The sequence below is a fragment of the Ruegeria sp. AM2 genome (assembly GCF_056540685.1).
Map to the genome: position 1 here is coordinate 1 of NZ_JBQFXE010000017.1, position 18,720 is coordinate 18,720.

Annotated in this window: 14 protein-coding genes and 1 tRNA gene; 4 read left to right on the top strand and 11 right to left on the bottom strand. The window is 53.5% G+C overall.

Annotated features, from left to right (window positions below):
- Positions 1-347: calcium-binding protein (locus tag ACR0CR_RS19610; RefSeq protein ID WP_480602486.1), on the top strand; the 347-nt coding region annotated here is incomplete at its 5' end.
- Between the two features lie 141 nt (positions 348-488).
- Here the strand turns inward: ACR0CR_RS19610 and ACR0CR_RS19615 are convergent.
- Positions 489-1,154, bottom strand: coding sequence for a recombinase family protein (locus tag ACR0CR_RS19615; RefSeq protein WP_480602489.1), 666 nt, complete (start codon positions 1,152-1,154; stop codon positions 489-491).
- A 289-nt stretch (positions 1,155-1,443) separates the two neighbouring features.
- Between ACR0CR_RS19615 and ACR0CR_RS19620 the strand changes: the two genes are divergently transcribed.
- Positions 1,444-2,211, top strand: a complete 768-nt coding sequence (locus ACR0CR_RS19620) for a hypothetical protein (protein WP_480602492.1) — start codon at positions 1,444-1,446, stop codon at positions 2,209-2,211.
- Between the two features lie 140 nt (positions 2,212-2,351).
- On the opposite strand, the gene ACR0CR_RS19625 is transcribed toward ACR0CR_RS19620, so the two are convergent.
- On the bottom strand, positions 2,352-2,753 hold the full coding sequence (locus ACR0CR_RS19625) for a hypothetical protein (RefSeq protein WP_480602494.1): 402 nt from the start codon (positions 2,751-2,753) through the stop codon (positions 2,352-2,354).
- A gap of 93 nt (positions 2,754-2,846) precedes the next feature.
- The gene (locus ACR0CR_RS19630) at positions 2,847-3,242 is read right to left on the bottom strand and encodes a hypothetical protein (RefSeq protein ID WP_480602497.1); all 396 of its coding nucleotides are present in this window, start codon (positions 3,240-3,242) and stop codon (positions 2,847-2,849) included.
- A 679-nt stretch (positions 3,243-3,921) separates the two neighbouring features.
- On the opposite strand from ACR0CR_RS19630, the gene ACR0CR_RS19635 reads away from it, so the two are divergent.
- On the top strand, positions 3,922-5,652 hold the full coding sequence (locus ACR0CR_RS19635; RefSeq protein ID WP_480602500.1) for a DNA methyltransferase: 1,731 nt from the start codon (positions 3,922-3,924) through the stop codon (positions 5,650-5,652).
- Positions 5,653-5,997: 345 nt separating this feature from the next.
- Complete coding sequence (locus ACR0CR_RS19640) at positions 5,998-6,921, top strand: BstA C-terminal domain-containing protein (protein ID WP_480602502.1); 924 nt, start codon at positions 5,998-6,000, stop codon at positions 6,919-6,921.
- 694 nt (positions 6,922-7,615) lie between these two features.
- On the opposite strand, the gene ACR0CR_RS19645 is transcribed toward ACR0CR_RS19640, so the two are convergent.
- From ACR0CR_RS19645 to ACR0CR_RS19680, 8 genes are all read right to left on the bottom strand, one after another.
- Positions 7,616-10,876, bottom strand: a complete 3,261-nt coding sequence (locus tag ACR0CR_RS19645; RefSeq protein WP_480602504.1) for a hypothetical protein — start codon at positions 10,874-10,876, stop codon at positions 7,616-7,618.
- Positions 10,869-12,026 (bottom strand): cyclophane-forming radical SAM/SPASM peptide maturase GrrM/OscB, encoded by a 1,158-nt coding sequence (grrM, locus tag ACR0CR_RS19650; protein ID WP_480602506.1) that lies wholly within the window; start codon positions 12,024-12,026, stop codon positions 10,869-10,871. Before grrM ends, ACR0CR_RS19645 begins: the two co-directional genes overlap by 8 nt.
- Before the next feature lie 640 nt (positions 12,027-12,666).
- Positions 12,667-12,743: transfer RNA gene (locus ACR0CR_RS19655), tRNA-Met, on the bottom strand.
- Between the two features lie 84 nt (positions 12,744-12,827).
- On the bottom strand, positions 12,828-13,796 hold the full coding sequence (locus ACR0CR_RS19660; RefSeq protein ID WP_480602509.1) for an alpha/beta fold hydrolase: 969 nt from the start codon (positions 13,794-13,796) through the stop codon (positions 12,828-12,830).
- A gap of 114 nt (positions 13,797-13,910) precedes the next feature.
- Positions 13,911-14,714 (bottom strand): PaaX family transcriptional regulator C-terminal domain-containing protein, encoded by an 804-nt coding sequence (locus tag ACR0CR_RS19665; RefSeq protein WP_480602511.1) that lies wholly within the window; start codon positions 14,712-14,714, stop codon positions 13,911-13,913.
- A gap of 56 nt (positions 14,715-14,770) precedes the next feature.
- Positions 14,771-16,795, bottom strand: a complete 2,025-nt coding sequence (paaZ, locus tag ACR0CR_RS19670; protein ID WP_480602513.1) for a phenylacetic acid degradation bifunctional protein PaaZ — start codon at positions 16,793-16,795, stop codon at positions 14,771-14,773.
- A gap of 23 nt (positions 16,796-16,818) precedes the next feature.
- The gene (locus ACR0CR_RS19675; protein WP_480602516.1) at positions 16,819-18,171 is read right to left on the bottom strand and encodes a TRAP transporter large permease; all 1,353 of its coding nucleotides are present in this window, start codon (positions 18,169-18,171) and stop codon (positions 16,819-16,821) included.
- Entirely contained in the window at positions 18,168-18,674 is a 507-nt protein-coding gene (locus ACR0CR_RS19680; protein WP_480602518.1) for a TRAP transporter small permease, read from the bottom strand. The genes ACR0CR_RS19675 and ACR0CR_RS19680 overlap by 4 nt, the downstream gene beginning before the upstream one ends.
- Positions 18,675-18,720 lie beyond the last annotated feature (46 nt).

Consider the following 18,720-nt stretch of genomic DNA (forward strand, 5'->3'; position numbering starts at 1 on the left):
ACATGAAAGCGACAGGTACGGTTGTTGGGACAGAACTGAATGAAACCTATACCCATACATCCGGAGATGGGTCGTACACGATCAGTGACTACGATCGATATCAGAGCAACGACGAGTTTGTGTTTACGGATATCAATTCTAGCGACGTGACCGTTGAACGATTGCTGTCCGACCCAAACGATGTGGTGCTGACGCTTTCCAGCGGAGATCAGATTACTTTTGAGGAACAGTTGGTCTCTAACAACCGGTATGGTGTCGAAAGAATAGAATTTGCTGACGGTGAAGAATGGACAAGAAGCGACTTGCTAACGGCTCCAATTGTCGATGACAGCCTGATCTACAGTTGATCGCTTAGTAGTTCTATTGTTCTTAGAAACGGGAAGCGCTTAAATTTGCTCTTTCGTTTTGACTGTGCATGCTTGTTTCGTGGTCTAAAGTCACCACGCCATTTGTCCTGACATACCCCCTGAAATCAGGCCGCTGAGATACTAGTAATCCGTCCAAGTGCTCTGTAACATTGCGCTGCTCGAAATCACTACGTAGTTCTTTACGGTCTGCGGATGCCAGCGCCCACCCTTGCATGTCGGTACACTTCGTTCGTTCAGCAGTCGTGCTGCTCCCGAATACGATCCCGCCTCAGCCAACGCCCGTTCAAACTCGGGACGGATCGTTTCGAAGAATTTTCGCTTCTCTGACTGCCTTTGTGCTGCCAGCGCACGTGCATTCCGCCCGAGAACGGTTCCCCGGTTCTTTGCCGCTCTGAGTGCGGCTTTGGTGCGTTCTGATATCTGTCGCCGCTCCTCCTCAGCAAAGCAGGCCAGCAGGTGCAGGAAGAATGTTGAGACGTTCGGATGTTCGCAGACAACCAGTTCAATCCCTTGGTCGATGATTCCTGAAATGAACGACACCTTCCGGGAAAACCTGTCCAGTTTTGGGATCAGCAGCTTCGACCTAGTCTTCTTCACAAGGTTGATTGCGTTCCATAGCTCGGCCCGGTCATCCCGTTTGCCGGATTGGAGTTCCGTGAACTCGGCTATGACCTGATCGGCGGGTGACAGGAATTGCTCTACCATCGTTCGCTGCGCTTCCAGCCCGAGGCCGGATCGTCCCTGCCGTTCGGTCGAAACCCGATAGTAAACTACATACTCGGTCATGCCTTCCCTTCTTCGTAAACGACAAACCAACGTTTGTTGTAGAAGGGGTCAGATTTATTTGTCGGGTTGGCAACGGAAAGGCTGCCTGTGATTGTGTCGATTCAGATTGAGGTTGAAGTGCTCTCTTGACGCTCCTTGTGCGTCTCGCCATATTGACGTTGGCCTTCCGCACAGGCCGGTGTGCCCGCCACGCAAAGCCATGCAGTGCTTGATTTCTTTTTTGTCGCTCCCGTCTTAGCGGATCGATTAGTAGCGGGCACCTAGTCAGATCCGAGATTAGGAATGGGTCATGGCTCAAGATTATGAAATCAAAAAACTGAAGACCATCGCAAAGAAGATTGCTCGCTCAAAGCGCATTGAACATCATGAGGCGCTTAATTTGGTCGCTCATGCACTTGGGTACTCTCATTGGTATGCGGTGTCCGAAGCCAATAAGGAAGGATGGCTTCCAAGTGCTGTGGAACTGGCTAAGGCTTCTGAACTTCTGGAACAGATCAACCCTAGCGCCGTAAAGAGTGCTGCGGAGCGGAGTGATACCGAAGAGTTGTTTGGCGATCCGGGTGGTGTCAGCCAAGGGGCGATCGCTTCACACCCTTATCAAATTGAAGTCTCCTTAGATGAAGTCTACATGAGCGGTCGTGGCTGGCTTATCCATGTCCCAGAAGCGCCCTCCAAGAAGCCGCGCGTTAAAGTCACGGACAAGCGCTACAAGGCAAACCCAATCAATGAGCCTGATTTCGTAGTTCAGGCCTTGGCCGTAGCTAACGCCAAAGCTGAGCAGGTTCGTGCCCGTATTGCCTCAGACTGGCCTCGGCGTTCGACGAACCCTGATGACAAGGGACGAGTTTCTCATCCGATCAATGGTGGTCTGAGTGATACATGGTTTTGCTTGCACTGCGACGAGAAGTTGGGGGCCAAGGCCGTGGCGGCAAACTTATGGCATTGCCCGTCGTGCAGCGCCTCTCCGATTGACATATTCAGCTCTCGATGGTGGCTGGGGGAGCCTTCAAGCGAAGATAGCAACTCGGCCCAGCGTCACTTTTTGCGAAAGTTGTGAGCATGTTGGCTGGTGGAAAGTCGGGTTACCGACCCCAGCAGCCTATCGACATCTGTGACGACTATCTCTTGATGATGGAGCAAGGCAATGAAGTTGCCTTGCGCCTTTGTCAGCAGTTTCGACTTAGCCAACCCGTCACTCTATTCAGGATACTGACGTTGCGCTGTGGCGATTCCTAGCTTCTTGCCGCCAGATTTCTTGGTGCGGGCTACAGCAGTCCATTCGTAGGTGTGAGCTCCGTTCGGTGGGCAAGGGCTTTTGTATTTGAACGCCCCCGATGGAACCGTGCCATCTGCTGACATCTTCACGATACCACCGCCATGGTTGTAGGAGCGCACGTCCAAGTCGGTCATCGTGAACCGGACATACCGCGTCCCTTCGGGCAGGCCTTTGACCACAAAGCTTGGGTTGCCGACACGGTTTGGATTTCCTGACGTGCAGGACTTCAGGCCATCCCATGAAAATGAGATTGTAAAGCCTTCGGCCACTACCCCCGTGGCAAATAGGGACAGAAATCCGGCAAAGACTATGCGGTTGATCATATTTGATATTCCTCGGTTGAAGCACTGATGTATATCCACGCCGACCGACTTACGGCCAGTATTGCGACATCGTATTGGAGTGATCTGGCTGCGTTACGGGCATTCAAAAGCCCGAACCGTGTTGGCCAGTGTTACGTAGCCGAAAACTATGTCGGTCATTCCTTCAATCTGAGTAAATACGTCTGGGTGGGTGCCGAAGACGACTCCCATGGCTGCTGCGTTATATGCCACGTTGCGTTCCGTATCTGGAAATGAACTTGCAATTTGCGTCTGAATGAGTGTGTCCGCTGATAGTTGGAGGACCTGCTGCTTTTCTTCTTCCGATAAGAACATGACCTCCATGGTTTGCTCATCGGTCAAAGATGAATAAGCCTGCTCGATGTCCGCCAGAGCAGCACAAGCCTTGGGTGTGAAAATGGCTTCTGCTTGTGCTGATTGCGCCAATGCTGCAAGCCCAATAAGAAATGCGGCGACAAGGTTCTTGTTCATTTTGTACTTCCTGTTTGGTGTCATTGTGCTGATCTCAAAACCCGAATGACGAGCTTTGGTTGTCGGCCAGACGTTGGTCCCTTCTGAAAAGGAAAAGGCCAACGGGTTTGGAAGCGGCGGGAACGGTATCCCGTGCTTCTGTCTGCATCGATAGTGTGGTGGTCTTATTCAGCATGTCCCGATCTGCGAGCGCCCTCGCCGTTGACTGGTGATCGGGGTGTTGGAAATCCGCTCTGACACGGACCCTGTGCCTTTAGCCGGAGCCTGTTGTATAACACAGGCACCCCGACCATAGGTCAAAGGTGTTCAGCCGAGTTTACGGCCTAGTCAGAGAAGGGGTTTCCACGCCCCAACATGGCCGCGTCTGCCATGTCAGAGGCAGTCGTAGCAGCTAATCAGCGAAAGAAAAAGACGTTCTAGATCTGATCGGGCGGGCACTTGATTTCTTGAAGCGCTCTATAATTGCATATGCCTAACCCGCTATCACACCCAGTGAACTCTGTTGGCCAGAAAAGCCTGTACTACATCTTGTGGTTGACGGGCAAAGCGGGCGGACAAACCGTGTCCTCGACGCATCAATTTTGTATCGGCTGCTCCATCTATATGATTTGTATTATGTTTTTTTGTTTTTAACGTGCCAGTTTTTTCACGCAGAGCCACCGGGGGGTGGAGTTTTGAAATGAAGAACGCATTTTATTTTGGAGATAACCTTCACATCCTCCGAGAATATGTTCCGGATGAAAGCGTTGATCTGATCTACCTTGATCCGCCGTTCAACTCGAACGCTAATTACAACTTGCTATTTAGATCGCCGGATAAATCTAAGTGGTCGGATGCCCAGATTGCTACCTTTGAAGACACTTGGACTTGGGGTGAGGCAGCTGAAGAGACGTTTGAATACCTCGAAATGACTTCTGGAAAGGTAGGCACATTTGTCAGCTCCCTGCGGCGAATCTTGGGGGAGAATGATATGCTGGCTTATCTGATTATGATGGCAGCTCGTCTTATCGAACTCGAACGTGTGTTAAAGCCGACTGGCAGTATCTACTTGCACTGTGATCCGACGGCCAGCCACTACCTAAAGATGATGATGGACGCAATCTTTGGGGCAGGTCGATTTCAAAATGAGATTGTCTGGCAGCGCAACACTGGCAAGTCATTAATGAAGAGGCGCTTGCCCAACACTCACGACTTGCTTCTATCGTACCAAAAAACCGACGCAGCGACGTGGAATGAAGACGCAATCTATAAACCGTATGATCTCGCTGACCTACCAGAAAAAACGGCAAAAAAGTACAATAACAGAGATGCTGATGGTCGTTTGTACACGTTGGACAACCTGCTAAACCCGAACAAGAATAGGCCAAACCTTGACTATGAATTTCTTGGTGTACAGCGCGTCTGGCGCTGGACTAAAGAAAGGATGCAGAAAGCATACGACAATGGTCTAGTTCATCAAAGCGCACCCGGAAAAGTGCCTCGCTTAAAACGGTATCTGGATGAGCAGAAGGGCATAGCGCTAAATGATGTCTGGACCGATATTTTTCCGCTCAACTCTCAGGCCCAAGAGCGTCTTGGTTACCCGACACAAAAGCCTTTAGCACTCTTGGAGCGAATTATAGCAATGTCATCCAATGAAGGTGATGTTGTTTTGGACCCATTTTGTGGTTGCGGTACTACCCTACATGCCGCTCAAGCGATGGGACGAAAATGGATTGGCGTTGATGTCGCTGTACAGGCAATGCGTGTAGTGCAGGACCGGCTCATAAATGAGTTTTTTGATATAGATTTCGAGGTGTTTGGCATTCCGCAAAGCGCTGACTCTGCGAGGTATCTAGCTGAAAAGCATCCATTTAAGTTTGAGGAATGGGCTGTCGCAGCCGTAGGAGCAATGCACTCTGGAAAATTTAGAGGTGATGGCGGAGTAGATGGCTCCTTCTTCTGGCTTGCTGAGAAGGACGAAAAGAGTCGAGGAATAGTGTCGGTGAAAGGCGGAAAATCCCTCAATCCCGGAATGATTAGGGACCTGATCGGAACTCTGGAAAGAGAACGTCGCGATACATCTGACCCGAACGCCATTGGGGTTTTCATTTCTGCGCACAAACCGTCCAAGGGTATGTTGGAGGAAGCCCGCAAAGCGGGCTATGTTGAGACTTTCATAGGTCGTATTCCAGCCATTCAAATTCTAACGGTGGATGATATTTTTGAGGGGAAAACCATAAAAGTACCTGCACTCTATGACACGATCTCAGCCGCCGCCGCTGGGCGCAGCGGGTCCCGCCGAAACATTCAGTTCAAAGACCCTCAGGAGATTCTGAGGCAGCGTTCAATGTTCTTTAGCTTCAAAGGTGGTGCTGATCGCCACAAGGATGAGCCTGTCATGCCTGATAGAGTTACAAAGGTGGCCTGAGGTAGTTGAGAAGCTCATTGCTGCGATCTGCATCGAAAGTTTGGTCGTTGGTGATCTGATTGGCCAGTTTTTCAGCTATTCATTCATTGTACGAGGTTATGTGAAAAAAATGCCTGCCAAATTGGCAGGCGGCCTTGATACCAAGAGTTAAGCTCTTACATACAAACAGTTCTGCGCCCATTTGGCGATTTAGCCGATGGACCTGAGGTATGAGAGCACATTCACAATTCGTGACGTAAGCACAAAGTGCACGTTACACAACCTTAAAGCCCTCTATCCTCAGGGGTGGAACAGAAGAAAAGCCCGAAAGGGCATAACCCTAACCTTCTGTTTATGAGGAAATAAGTGACTAAAGAACCTGAAAAGAGCACCAAGGGTCAATTGGAGTTTGACCTGACCATTGTTTCCGAAGTTGAATCAGATGGTGTTGGTATGGGCGTGCTCAGCAATGGCGCCCCTTATCTGACTGGACGTGGCCTCTCTCGGCTTTGTGGCGTCGACCACTCGACCATCATCAAAATTACGAATGACTGGCAGGAAACACCTGTCAAGAAACGTATCGCAACGATAAAGAAAAATATCCGGGAAATGGAGGGCGATGACACCTACGCTTTCCTTCCTGTGCCACGTGGCGGTACCATTTATCATGCGTTTCCCGAAAACGTATGCATGGCTGTTCTGGAATACTATGCGCTGGATAGCACTGCGTCCAATGAGCATGCCAAAAAGGCTTACCGGACACTTGCCCGGAAGGGGTTCGTGGATTTTGTCTATGAACAAGTTGGCCTCTCTCGTGGTGCATCTATCCGAGATCTCTCTACGAAACAGTTCATGGACCGTGTGGGCTCTGTCTATGGCTCAGTGCCTGAGGGATATTTCTGTGTCTTTGAAGAGATTGCCGACATGTTCGCTGCGTTGATCGCTCGGGATATCAAAATTGACTCCAGTTTTGTGCCGGATATTAGCGTTGGAATGGCTTGGTCGAAGTACTGGAAGGAAGAAAACTTGGATGCCGTTTACGGTATGCGCCAAAAGTTCTCTCATCAGTACCCTAGCTATTACCCGCAGTCCGCTGCTGGACCGCAGGAGGCGTTTTGCTATCCCGAAGATGCCTTGGGTGAGTTCAACCGCTGGAAGCGTGAGGTTTATAGAGAGAAGAAGCTTTCCACCTACCTCAAAGGCAAAGTTAAGGCTGGGAGCATTGCTTCGCATCAGGCAACTGCAATCGTCGATGCATATAAAACGCCAAAGTCGTTGCCGAAGCATTGAAGACAAGGTGCCCGCCGGTATTCGGTGGGTGCCCATTTTTGGCAGAGGCCGGGTCAGTCACAGTCGCCGGATCGACCACCGTAGAAAACCCGTTTGGCGGCGTCGGCGGCGTGATTACTTTATTAGTTTCAATATCTTAAACTCATTTCGCCCCTAAAAGTTTCAAAAGTTATACACGAAGTGATGCACTTTGCTGTAACCTATTGAAATTACGTATGAGAACTTGATTGAAAATCCTCGTGTCGGTGGTTCGATTCCGCCCCCGGGCACCATTTTATCCGCAGGGAAAATGAGCTATGTCGTTGCTTTGCAACGATAGATTGCGATGACCTACTGTTGGAAAGATGTAGATTGCCCCGGTTTGATGCACAATTTGCTCCGCATTCTCGATGCCTTGCTGTCCCGGTTTGGCGATTGCATCCGCAAGGATCTGCAGGTCAGAAGGGCAGAACCTCCAGGACTGTGACTTCCGTATCAACTATGATATTCACCGGATCCCAGTACGGGTGGTCCAACAATTTGGCCGGATCGTCCGAATTGGCGACCCGAACGCGCAAATTCAACTTGCAAACGAAAACATAAATACACCCTTGCCGAGCATGCAAAAAAAAGTCGTGGCAAAATCTTGGGGCGCGAAGAGCCGCTTGGAACAGGAAAAGACACGAGTATCAACGCGCAACACAGCAATAGCGCGTTAATCTCCGGTCACAATCCCTTGTTCCGCCCAGCAGGGTGGTTCGAACTGGCCGTTATAGGTGAAATTTGGGCGGAACGCCCTGACGGTAATGCTGACAAGACCCGTCTTTCCTTCGCTCGTCCAAACCTGCACTTGCCGTTGCTCGGACAGAGCGTTTTCCTGCTGATTGTCTTTGGGACCTGCCGGGTCGCGATCCAGATTTAGAACGGGTGGTCGCACCAGCGACCCTCCTTTGCTCCAGATTGAGATCGGCCCGCCGCCAGGAACGTCTGTCTGCTGCTTGGCGCGATTGGTCAGTGGGTCGAGGCACTTGAATGTGGCCACGATGCCCAACATATCCGGGAGCACCTCTACCTTGTCGTGCCACTGTTCGCCGATGCGCACCATCGGGTTTTTCCACAGCCGTTTGCCGGTAAGGCGAAGTTTCACCTCGCGCCCAGATTCAACCGAAATCGCCTGGGGATCGAACTGATCGATGTACGGATATCTGACCAGGAAGAACCCGAGTTTGGGTAACACGTCTTCCAGATTGTAGGGCAATGGCAAAGTCTGTGTCGTTTCTGACAGGCCGCCCGCGCGGGGCGTCCTCTTGGCGCCGTACCAGGTCGTTTCCTTTTCAGCTTCTGGTACGTCATGGCAAAGGCTGCGACCGCTCTGAAGGTTTACGTTTCTGGGCCGCAGCCAGCATGTTTCGGCAACAATTTCGACACCCGGCCACCAGCTGGGCAAGGATACGATGGCCGACAGGGGAACGCTACGCGCGGTGTGACGGGTACGCTGCAACCACATGTCTTCGGGCTGCACGACCCAAGAGATTATTGTGTGTTTCTGACGCAGGTAGCGAACAACGGCTGTGACATGGTTTAGATTGAAATTTTCGGGTTTTGGGAATGGTTCATCAAGGGTATATGTATTGGCCCTCTCCAGACATCTCCGCTGGTCTTTCAGCTTCGTTTCCGTGTTGGTCAGCGACGTTTCGACTTCTAGAAGACATGCGAGGTTAAATAGCCACGTCACATCCAGCTTTGTCTGGATCTCCAAATTCTCGATTGTTTCGTTCCTTGCGATCTGTTCGTAGTTCGCAATCAAGATTTCGAGCATTCCGATCAGATCAGAGTCAACGCGAACATTGTTCAGAACCCAAAGAAAGGACGGTCCGCATTCCAATTGATCGCTCTCACTTTCCAGCCCCGAGTCCCCAATTCCGAACACTCTGTTCTTTCTTTCGTGGTCAGCCAGTGCGACCCGAGATTCTGAAACAGCTGAGTTTTCGCCAAGCAACCAGGAGACGGCCCAATTGCGTTGCTCGTTAATGGCGATGTTTTGTCCAAGTCCTTGACGCGGGTACACCATATAACTGCGTGCATTTGCAAAGCAGGATAGCTCGGCAAACAGCCTGAGCGCCTCCTGCCGTCCGGTTTTAAGCGCCACCTCTTCGATTTCATGAACAGCATCGACCTGTTCTTTGGTCAATGGTGCGCTATTCAACGGGTCGAACTTCATTTCTTCAAGCAAAGACTCGCGTTGGCGTTCGGAAATGGTCCGTACAACAATTTCACAGGTTTTTAGGTCGCAACGCGAAGAACTGATGTCAAAATAATCCGTCAACAGGCGGACACGGCCAACGGTATCGATCGGGGTAGTCATCAATTCGGCATGGACCAGTTTGACAACACCAATCTTGAGCAGCGCGCGCCGAAGTTCAAAACACTTGCGTCGCCTTTCTCCGGGGTTTTTGAACGCTTTGCTTGGTTCGTGCATAGGCCTGAAACAAGCTTCGCCCCAATCTGGCTTTGCTTCGGGCGGCAATTCCAGCCATCCAAGGGCCTGCAGCATCGCCTTATGTGCCAGCTTTTCTTGACGTTCCGGACATGTAACGCGCAAACTGCTATCGACCAGTAATTCACGGAGACCGACCTCTGAACTTCTTTGTGGCGGTAGCAACGGCGAAGCATCCTTGCTTTCCCCCGATGTTTGAGCTGAGTCGTATCGCGTCAGGTGGGCTGCATTCTCTGAAAATTCGTTCACAAGCTGGCGAAACTCTGGAGAAGTGCCGAATTCAATTGGCAACAAAGCCCAAACGTTTGTTGGGTTTTCAACAGCCCCACAGAATCCCTCCAATTGCTCAAGCGAAGAAGCCAGCTTTGTTGGCCCGCCGGAGTTTCTTTCAGGCGGAGGTGCAGGTTGCTGGGTGCTGGATGCTTCTTTGATCCCTGGGTTCTGAGGGGGTGGTGGCGATTGCGACGGGAAGAAGTAGTTTGCCAGAAGCGGGCCAATTTTCGTTCCCGTCCCGACACGCAGAAGTTGGGCTCTGAAACTGCCGGTTATCGATGACTGATAGTCTTCTCGCAGTCTCTCTTGCGCGCCTTCGATATACATGCTGACCGTAGCTTCCGGGTCAGGTGTACCGTCAGCATCCGCCTTCCGCCGCGCGCTGTTGATCAGTACGGTTCGCAGCAAGTGGTCGATATCCGAGCTTAGCGCATAGTTGCTGTCAGGCCGGTCGATCGACATGCGGTCGGCGATCATTCGACGGGCCGTGTTCTGCAGCTCTTCCCGGACATCGACCAGAAGTTCGCCGTATTTCTGCAAAAGCCACTCAGGATCTTCGGGCTGCTGCAAACGGATCGACACTGCCGCGACCGAGGTGCTGTAGTTCCGACCCGGCAGAATGGTCATGTTGAAATTCAGGCGTTGCAGCGTGTTTGAATCCGTGTCGTGTGCATCATCGAGAACCGATTGAAACTTTTGCTGAACCAAATTCAGTCGATATTCTTGCGCAGCAGAAAATTCGTCCAGCGGGTTTACCGCGACGGACATGTTATCTTCTTCCACATGACCATCCTGCAGTGCGTTGGAAGCAGCCTCGTCGCCCTTGCTGACGGCTGTCGAAACGAATTGGCTTCTTATTTGATTTGGTTGACCAAACCGGCCTTCCGATATCATGTCATCGACGACCGCAATCCGTCCATCGATCCAGGCACTGTCGTTCAGCCGTTGGTTGATCAGTCTTTCCCGCGTAAAGAGTTGTGGTGAATCAATTGTAATCAGACCCTCTTTCGCTGCGTCATAGAAGATACCGCGGTCGTGGAACCAGCCTTGAACCTGATGATAAATCCACGGAATTGGAAGATAGAGCGCCGCCAAAACCAGAAACGAGTAGAAGGCAAATTTTCGGGCGTTTTCCGACACAAAAAACCCAAGCGAGTTTCTAACCGAAAACCCTTTGCGAAGTGGCTCCTGCTCATCTTCAGTCATGACATCCGATCTCCGGTTGCTTCGCTTGGGCAAGGTTTCTGTTCACAAGCGTGTCCAAAACGGTTTTGATCGAGGTCCTGCAAAATGCAGTCTCGGTAATGTCCAATCGTCTGGTCTCACCGTATTTATTTGCTGGTGCGCCGCCGCCGCATAACGGAAAATACCCGCAACTCCGTTTGCATTTCGATATGCCCGCCGAGATGGCGCTTTGGCAGCGCAAAAAATTTCTGTTTAGGTAAATGTCGCTCAAATCGCGGATTTCGTTAATATTTCCAAACACAAAATTCTCGAACTCGGCCGATTTTGTGCCCAAAAGTTCCGGCGAATAGGTTGAAATATCTCCTGTCGCGCTTATCGACAGTATGGCACCCGGAGAGTTTTCTTGGTTCTTGACTGTTTGGCCGTTTCTTTTGACCGCCAGCAGATTATTCAAAACGTCGCGTTCGCGCAGCCGCGGCGGGTTGGCATGGGCGTCAAAAACGTCAAGAAATTCGTCAAGGAACGTTCGGACCTTGTCCTCGTGGTTGCTGTCCAGCAGCGAGGACGTCTTGTTGATGCCGTCGATCTCTTCGATGTTGAGGCCAATGGATGTCGGTCCGGCTGCAATCAAGGCCTCGGCCAGGCGCCTGGGGCTGTCCAACGCTTTGCGGGTTACGACGCAAATGATGTGAAACGGAACATCAGCGTCGTGCAGCCTGTTGATGCCTCTCATGACGGAATGCCAGGTTCCACGGCCTTTTCGGTCCAGCCGATACGCGTCATTGACGTCTTCGGGGCCATCCAGGCTTACCCCGACGCTTACACCTGGTTCCGAAAAATAGGCGACCCAGTTATCGTCGATCAGGGTTGCATTGGTTTGAAAGCTTTGTTTTGCAATCTTGCGCCCGCCGGCGGCCTCAAGAATTTGGCGTGCGCGCCTGTACCAATCAGGCGATAAAACAAGAGGTTCCCCGGCATGCCAAACCAGCGTGGACGCATCGGTGAAGACAGGGCTCGCCAAAACATGCCGTCCCACCGAATCTAGCGTGTGCTCGTCCATCCGCGCCCGGTTGGATCGGTCTGGCAAATAGCAGTAAGAACAATTCAGGTTGCAAAATGGCGTGGGCTGCAGCACCAAAAGCTGTATCCCACTGACTCCGGCGTAATTCATGGCAATGGCTTTACCAATTACCCCAGTTTTGCCAATTGTTCCAGTTGCTCCAATTGTACCATTGTGTATATTTTTCAAATATATAACCAGAGGGCTTCGTCTGGTCGTCTTTCAGGTTTTCTGCGGCACTTTTCAGACGCTCTGAGATATCATTTTCGGATTGCCTGTTGGGAAACTCGTGCCGCGCGAACGTCGCGCTGCCCAATAGGCTCGCGCAAAAAGTCACGGCGATTGCAAGAAATAGTTTTACTTTTAGCATCGGAACACTCTCCGAAAAAAAGGAAACATTAGCAACAAACGTCAATTTTTGCAATGTTTCCTTGTTTTTGCGAAACAGTGACCGGAAGTGGGGTAATGTATTTCGGGCGTTTCAGAGTGTTGGGATGCTTCTTGCGTTTGACGTTACAGCATCGAAAGAAAACAGCTTGTCCGGTTTTGGTATTTCCAACGCCCAAGACCCTTGTCGAAGCGCGGCAATTCAATTGGGGCTACTGCGCGACGCTGGTTTGGTTCGACAATTGTGAATGCGGCAGTCCCTGTTTGGCTGGCTAAATGCAATAACCGCAATACCACTTGCTCGCCTCAGTGCAGGCCAATGAGGCAGTTTCAGGTCCGCATTTCAGAAGCTTAAAGGGATTTTTGGTAGCGGAGGAGGGACTTGAACCCCCGACACGCGGATTATGATTCCGCTGCTCTAACCAACTGAGCTACTCCGCCACGAGTGAGTGGCGATTTAAGCGAGGCAATGCGGAGGGTCAAGAGGGAAAAGAGCAGATCATCGCTGAATTCTCGGTGCTCGGTTTAAGCATGGTCGGATTGGGTGTTCGCAATTGAATTCATTTGTTCAACCTCGCGGACAAATCGCGCGCATATGTCTGGGACAGTGATCAAGATCATATGGCCGAGGCCGTCCAATGGCTCGTAAGTAAGGCCATATCGCGTCATGGGTTCTCCGTGGTCTGCCGCGGAAAGGATCGGATCTTTGGTGCCGAACAGAATCCCGCCTGGCACCTGAAGGTCTGGGTATCGTTTAACCATGGCACCCAAGCTGGTTTGCATCCCAATTACATCCTGAGACGCAGTGACAAAAGCTGACGGGCGCAGGCCAAGAGCCCCGCCGGCGCGGTCCAGAAAGTCATCAGGCGCGGGTTCTGGTGCGAACACGTCCTTTAGCACATGCGGAGCCGTCTTTCTGGCCATCGGAACTGCGATTGTGTGGCCTATGAGATTTCGCAGCCACTCCGTTCTAAGCTCCAACGGTTTGAATACAGCCGGTGTCTCGGGCATCTCGTGCGTCAGAGGGGCCAATAAGGCGACGGCCCGAACATGTTCGGGGTAGTCCAATGCCATTGCCAATGATACCGCGCCGCCCAGTGAATGACCAACCAGAACAGGGCGTTGTATTCCCTTGATCTGAAGAAAGTCATGAATCATCCGGGCCTGTTCCGGCAGCGCCGCCAATTCGGCGGTGTCGCGGGTGGAATACCCGCATCCGGGTCGGTCGACGGCGACCACGTGATGGTCGTTGGCTAGCTTGTCCATTAGAGCGTATGTGAAATGTTGTAGCTGACCGGAAAGCCCGTGGATCATAACAATGGTCGGGTTTTCGGGGTCACCCTTTTCGACGTAGTGGATACTGCCACCCGGAACCTGCACGACCTCTCCCAATTGGGGTACGATCTGGTGGCCTTGTCGTGTCAGGCGGCGGGTCCAGAGGTTCATGGCCAGAAGGAATGCAACCAATAGTCCCAAAATAGCCAGAACGATCATACCAAACCTCCATCCGCATCTGTGTCACAAGTGTATTGCCCAAAACTCGATAGCACCACGCGTTTTGTATGATCTGAGGCGTCGCAATTCAGCCTTTCGGACGGGGTCTCGGCGTCATGCGGTATCGTTGAGGATGTCAGGCATCGGACGTGGCAGCGTGTCCAACAGGCGAAACACAGTCTCGCGACAATGCGGCCCCGCCCAATCGGACGGGTAAAAGCCCATTGGCAGGTCGGGTTGGCGCAAAACAACCCGTCGCCAGCGATGAACCAACAATGTGCGCAAGGTCGCGCATTGGAACGAGGTGGAAACCCAGCCTTTCGGGCGTGAGGTTTCGACCCGCAATGCAGCCTCGTTGAGCGCTTTGCACGCCGCCCGCAACTCAACTGGACACAAGCGATCACGAACCCATTCGGGCGCGTCCTTCGGATTGACCTGCAATGCCAACAGCCCTTCGGTGTGCTCGGGCGCAGGCCCCGCGCCCAATGCAACATTCCGGCTGATCGGCGTGTAGTCATGGCTTAGCATAACGTCATCAAGAACCCGGGTTCCGGTGCCATCCTCGGCTATCAGCAGGTGCCAGTTGTCCACCGGTTCGGGGTCGCGGGCATAAATGCGTGGCGTAACGGCCGCAGATTGACTGCGCCCGAAATCTGTCAGGAAATGTCGGGACACGCGACCAATGCGATCGCTTTGAATCCATCCATCCTTGCGCAATCGATGCACTGCAACACGAATGGCTTCGGGCTTGATGCCCATTGGCTCAATGATCCGGGTCAGAGCGCCGCCGGAAATCTGCGCACCCGGTTCTTGCGCCATGTCACCGAACAGCGAAACAATTACCGACCACACTCGCTGATCCCGGGGATCGGTCAGTTCGGCCACGGCCTTATCGAACCACGTCGTCTGGCTGGTCATAAGGGCATTCTAAACCGCTCGGCCACATAAGAAAAATCAATTTTTGCGGGCGGGTTTCAAAACGCGTTCATTGTTAGCAGCTGATAGTCGGCCACCTGTTCGTCATTCTGGTTCGTCAAGGTGACATGCCAGCGGACCTCGCCATAGTCCTGATTGCGGGGTGTCTTTTGCATGACTGTCAGGCATACTTTGATGCTGTCACCAGCGACAACGGGTTTCATGAACCGCAGGCCGTCGAGCCCGGTATTGGCCAGAACCGGCCCTTCGTTCGGTTCGACGAACAAACCGGCCGCAAAGCTGAGCAGCAGATACCCATGCGCCACCCGCCCCGGGAAGAAGGGATTTCTTGCGGCGGCTTCGTCATCCATATGGGCGTAGAATGTGTCACCGGTGAATTGGGCAAAATGCTCGATATCGTCCAAAGTAACAGTGCGTGAAGCCGTGTGTAGGGTCTCGCCAATCTCCAACTCGCCAAACTTTCGGGTGAAGGGATGTGAGGGCCCTTTGATTTCAGGTGCACCGGGCAGCCAGTTCGACCCGATCCGCGTCAACAACCGTGGCGAGCCCTGAACCGCCGTGCGCTGCATATAGTGTTTCACACCGCGCACTCCTCCCAACTCTTCTCCACCGCCTGCGCGGCCCGGACCACCGTGGACCATATGAGGCAAGGGAGAGCCGTGGCCGGTGGATTCCGCCATCGAGTCTCGGTCATTCAGGTAGATACGCCCATTGTAGGCGGCAGTACCCATGACCATCTGTTGGGCGACATCAGGATCATGCGTGATCACCGAGGTGACCAACGACCCCTGCGCACGATTGGCAAGCGCAATGGCATGATCCACGTCGCGGTACCCCATGACTGTGGAAACGGGGCCGAATGCCTCGGTATCGTGAACGCGCTGAGCGGCGTCCGGGTCCGAGCAATGAAACAGCATCGGTGGGACAAATGCACCCGTTTCGGGGCCATTCAGTTCGAAGCTGTCCGGGTTTCCGAAGACACGTTCGGCTTCCTGGCTAATCAGGTTGGCCTTGGCTAAAACATCGTGCTTTTGATCGTTGGACACCAATGCGCCCATACGGTTGCCATCAAGGCGCGGGTCTCCGACCGAGATTTTCGCTAGTTTCCCCGTCAAAGCATCGATAACTGCCCCGGTCACCACATCCGGCACAATGATCCTGCGGATCGCTGTACACTTCTGGCCCGCCTTGGTCGTCATTTCTCGGGCGGCTTCGGTGATGAATAGATCAAATTCCGGCGTGCCCGGTACCGCGTCAGGACCTAGGATCGACGCATTCAGGCTGTCCTGCTCGGCCACGAACCGGACCGAGTTCTGCAGGATGGCCGGTGTTTGCCGCAGGGTCAGCGCCGTGTTTTCCGATCCAGTGAAGCTGACGACGTCCTGACAGGTCAGATGGTCCAGCATATCGCCCAGCCCTCCTGACACCAGTTGCAGGGCCCCCGCGGGTAGAATTCCGCTGTTCAGCATGATCCGAACCGCCAGTTCGGTGACATAGCAACTGTTGGTAGCGGGTTTCACAATGGCCGGGACACCAGCCAAAAGGGTTGGGGCCAGCTTTTCCAGCATGCCCCAGACCGGGAAATTATACGCGTTGATATGCACGGCGACGCCTTGCAGTGGTGTGCAGATGTGCTGACCCAAAAAGGTACCGTTGCGCGAAAGCTGTTCGGGGTCCCCGTCCAGATAGACTTTCGTGTCCGGCATCTCTCGCCGCCCCTTCGAGGCGAAAACGAACATCGTGCCAATGCCACCGTCGATATCGATCAGGTGATCTTTCTGCGTCGCGCCGGTTTCAAAGCTGAGGTCGTAAAGCGCGTGTTTGTTCTCGGATAGCACCTGCGCCAATGCCTTGAGCATGCGGGCACGTTGGTGAAAGGTCATGGCGCGCAAGGCCGGACCGCCCGTGTCGCGCGCATAGTCCAGCATTAGCTGCACATCCAGGGCGCTATTCCCCGCGCTGGCGAAAGGCGCACCGGTGATGGCCGATGCGATCGTCCGTGCGCCTTCATCCGGGGCGACCCACGCACCGGCTGCAAAGCTGGATATCTTAAGCAGGGACATGGCGTTCTCCTTTGATGGGGAAATCAGTGACCCAACGCACCCATTTGCTGCGGCAGGTACAGAACCAGGACGGGCACCAATACGATCAGTGCGAGGCGGAAGATATCGGCCACCCAGAACGGCGTGACACCGCGAAATATGGTGCCGGTCGAGACGTCTCCGACCACGCCCTTCAGGATAAAGACGTTCAGGCCCACAGGCGGGGTGATCAGCGAGATTTCAGTCACAACCACAACGACGATACCGAACCAGATCGGATCATATCCAAGCGAGGTTACCAGCGGAAAGAAGATCGGGACCGTGAGCAAAAGCATCGACAGGGATTCGAAGACACAGCCCAGAATGATGTAGATCCCTAGGATCATCAGGATGACCACAAAGGGCGATACATCATAGGCAGTGACCAGCGCGATCAGCGCCTCGGGCAAGCCTGCCAGGTTGATGAAGTTCGAAAAGATCTGCGCCCCGATCAGGACGGCAAACAGGGCAGATGCGGTAAAACAGGTCTCTTTCAGGACCTCAAAGGTCGATCTGACGGTAAGACCGCCCCTGGAGAGTGCGATCAGAAAGGCCCCGGCGGCCCCCATTCCAGCGGCCTCAGTGGGCGAGAACGTCAGGTTCAATGGCTCAAAGTCGAACGCTCCGTAGAGCCCTCCGATGACGAGAAAGAACAGCAGCAGAACCGCCCAGACCGAGCCCAAGGCGCGCAGGCGGTCACCCCAGGACGCGCGTTCCCCGGCGGGTCCGGCTTGAGGGTTGCGCCAGACGGTCCAGCGCACGGCGAACAGGTAGAACAGAATGCCAAGGATGCCGGGAATGATCCCCGCCATGAACAGCTTGCCGATCGAAGTTTCCGTCAGCAGGCCATAGATGACCAGAATGACTGAGGGCGGGATCAGAATACCCAGCGTGCCGCCAGCCGCGATGGAGGCGGTCGATAACTCATCCGAATAGCCGTAGCGGCGCATTTCCGGCATGGCGACCTTGGACATGGTGGCCGCTGTGGCCAGCGACGATCCGCAAATGGCCGAGAACCCTCCGCAGGCGGCGACCGTTGCCATCGCAATCCCGCCGCGCAGGTGACCCAGAAACGCGTTGGACACCGCATAAAGCTCACGTGCCATACCACCCTTGTTCACAAACAGCCCCATTAGGATGAACAGCGGTACAACGGACAGGCCGTAGTCCTGAGCGGTGTCGGTGATCTGGCGGCCCACCATGGACATTGCGGCTTTTAACCCGCGCTCGGACAGGATTGATCCGCCGCGTTCATAGGCAAATCCCAGCGTGCCGACGAGGCCCATCGCAAAGACGATAGGCAGGCGCACAAGCGCCAGCAACAGAACAATGGCAAAGCCGATCAGCGCCGCAGTCATCGCATGGGCTCCGACAAGGTATGGGGCGCGAAAGCTCTGAGCAATCCGGTGGCTATCATCACCAGCGCGGTGACCGCGACGGACAGCGCGATGAACCAGCCGATCAGGTAAGTCGGGATTGAGAGATACTCGGTGACATCCCCATAATCCCGCGCGCGCTCGGCCAGGACCCAGACGCGCTGCGTCGGCCAGAACAGCATGATGCCGCAGACCACATAGATCACCACGTCCCGCGCGCGCGACAGATGAAGACGGTTGAAGACCCCGTCCGTCAGGTCCACCGCGATATGACCGTTTGTAGTCGAGACGATGGGCAATACCGAGAACACCAGAATGGCCATCAAGATGCGCGTCAATTCCGTTGCGGCTTCGATCGGCGCATTGAATACTGATCGCAGAATGACATCGCTGAACGTCATCACCATCAGGGTGAACAAGGCAACGCTCGCCACGATGACGGGTAGAGCGCTGGCGCGGCGCACAAAGTGAATTATTGGGGTCATGGGAAACTCGCGCAGTGTGGGGCAGGGCGGCCTAGGTAGCCGCCCC

What these genes read in the sequence shown, in the direction of transcription:
- ACR0CR_RS19615 (WP_480602489.1), bottom strand. Translation starts at nt 1,154, where the DNA reads ATGACCGAGTATGTAGTTTACTATCGGGTTTCGACCGAACGGCAGGGA.
- ACR0CR_RS19620 (WP_480602492.1), top strand. Translation starts at nt 1,444, where the DNA reads ATGGCTCAAGATTATGAAATCAAAAAACTGAAGACCATCGCAAAGAAG.
- ACR0CR_RS19625 (WP_480602494.1), bottom strand. Translation starts at nt 2,753, where the DNA reads ATGATCAACCGCATAGTCTTTGCCGGATTTCTGTCCCTATTTGCCACG.
- ACR0CR_RS19630 (WP_480602497.1), bottom strand. Translation starts at nt 3,242, where the DNA reads ATGAACAAGAACCTTGTCGCCGCATTTCTTATTGGGCTTGCAGCATTG.
- ACR0CR_RS19635 (WP_480602500.1), top strand. Translation starts at nt 3,922, where the DNA reads ATGAAGAACGCATTTTATTTTGGAGATAACCTTCACATCCTCCGAGAA.
- ACR0CR_RS19645 (WP_480602504.1), bottom strand. Translation starts at nt 10,876, where the DNA reads ATGACTGAAGATGAGCAGGAGCCACTTCGCAAAGGGTTTTCGGTTAGA.
- grrM (WP_480602506.1), bottom strand. Translation starts at nt 12,026, where the DNA reads ATGAATTACGCCGGAGTCAGTGGGATACAGCTTTTGGTGCTGCAGCCC.
- ACR0CR_RS19660 (WP_480602509.1), bottom strand. Translation starts at nt 13,796, where the DNA reads ATGATCGTTCTGGCTATTTTGGGACTATTGGTTGCATTCCTTCTGGCC.
- ACR0CR_RS19665 (WP_480602511.1), bottom strand. Translation starts at nt 14,714, where the DNA reads ATGACCAGCCAGACGACGTGGTTCGATAAGGCCGTGGCCGAACTGACC.
- paaZ (WP_480602513.1), bottom strand. Translation starts at nt 16,795, where the DNA reads ATGTCCCTGCTTAAGATATCCAGCTTTGCAGCCGGTGCGTGGGTCGCC.
- ACR0CR_RS19675 (WP_480602516.1), bottom strand. Translation starts at nt 18,171, where the DNA reads ATGACTGCGGCGCTGATCGGCTTTGCCATTGTTCTGTTGCTGGCGCTT.
- ACR0CR_RS19680 (WP_480602518.1), bottom strand. Translation starts at nt 18,674, where the DNA reads ATGACCCCAATAATTCACTTTGTGCGCCGCGCCAGCGCTCTACCCGTC.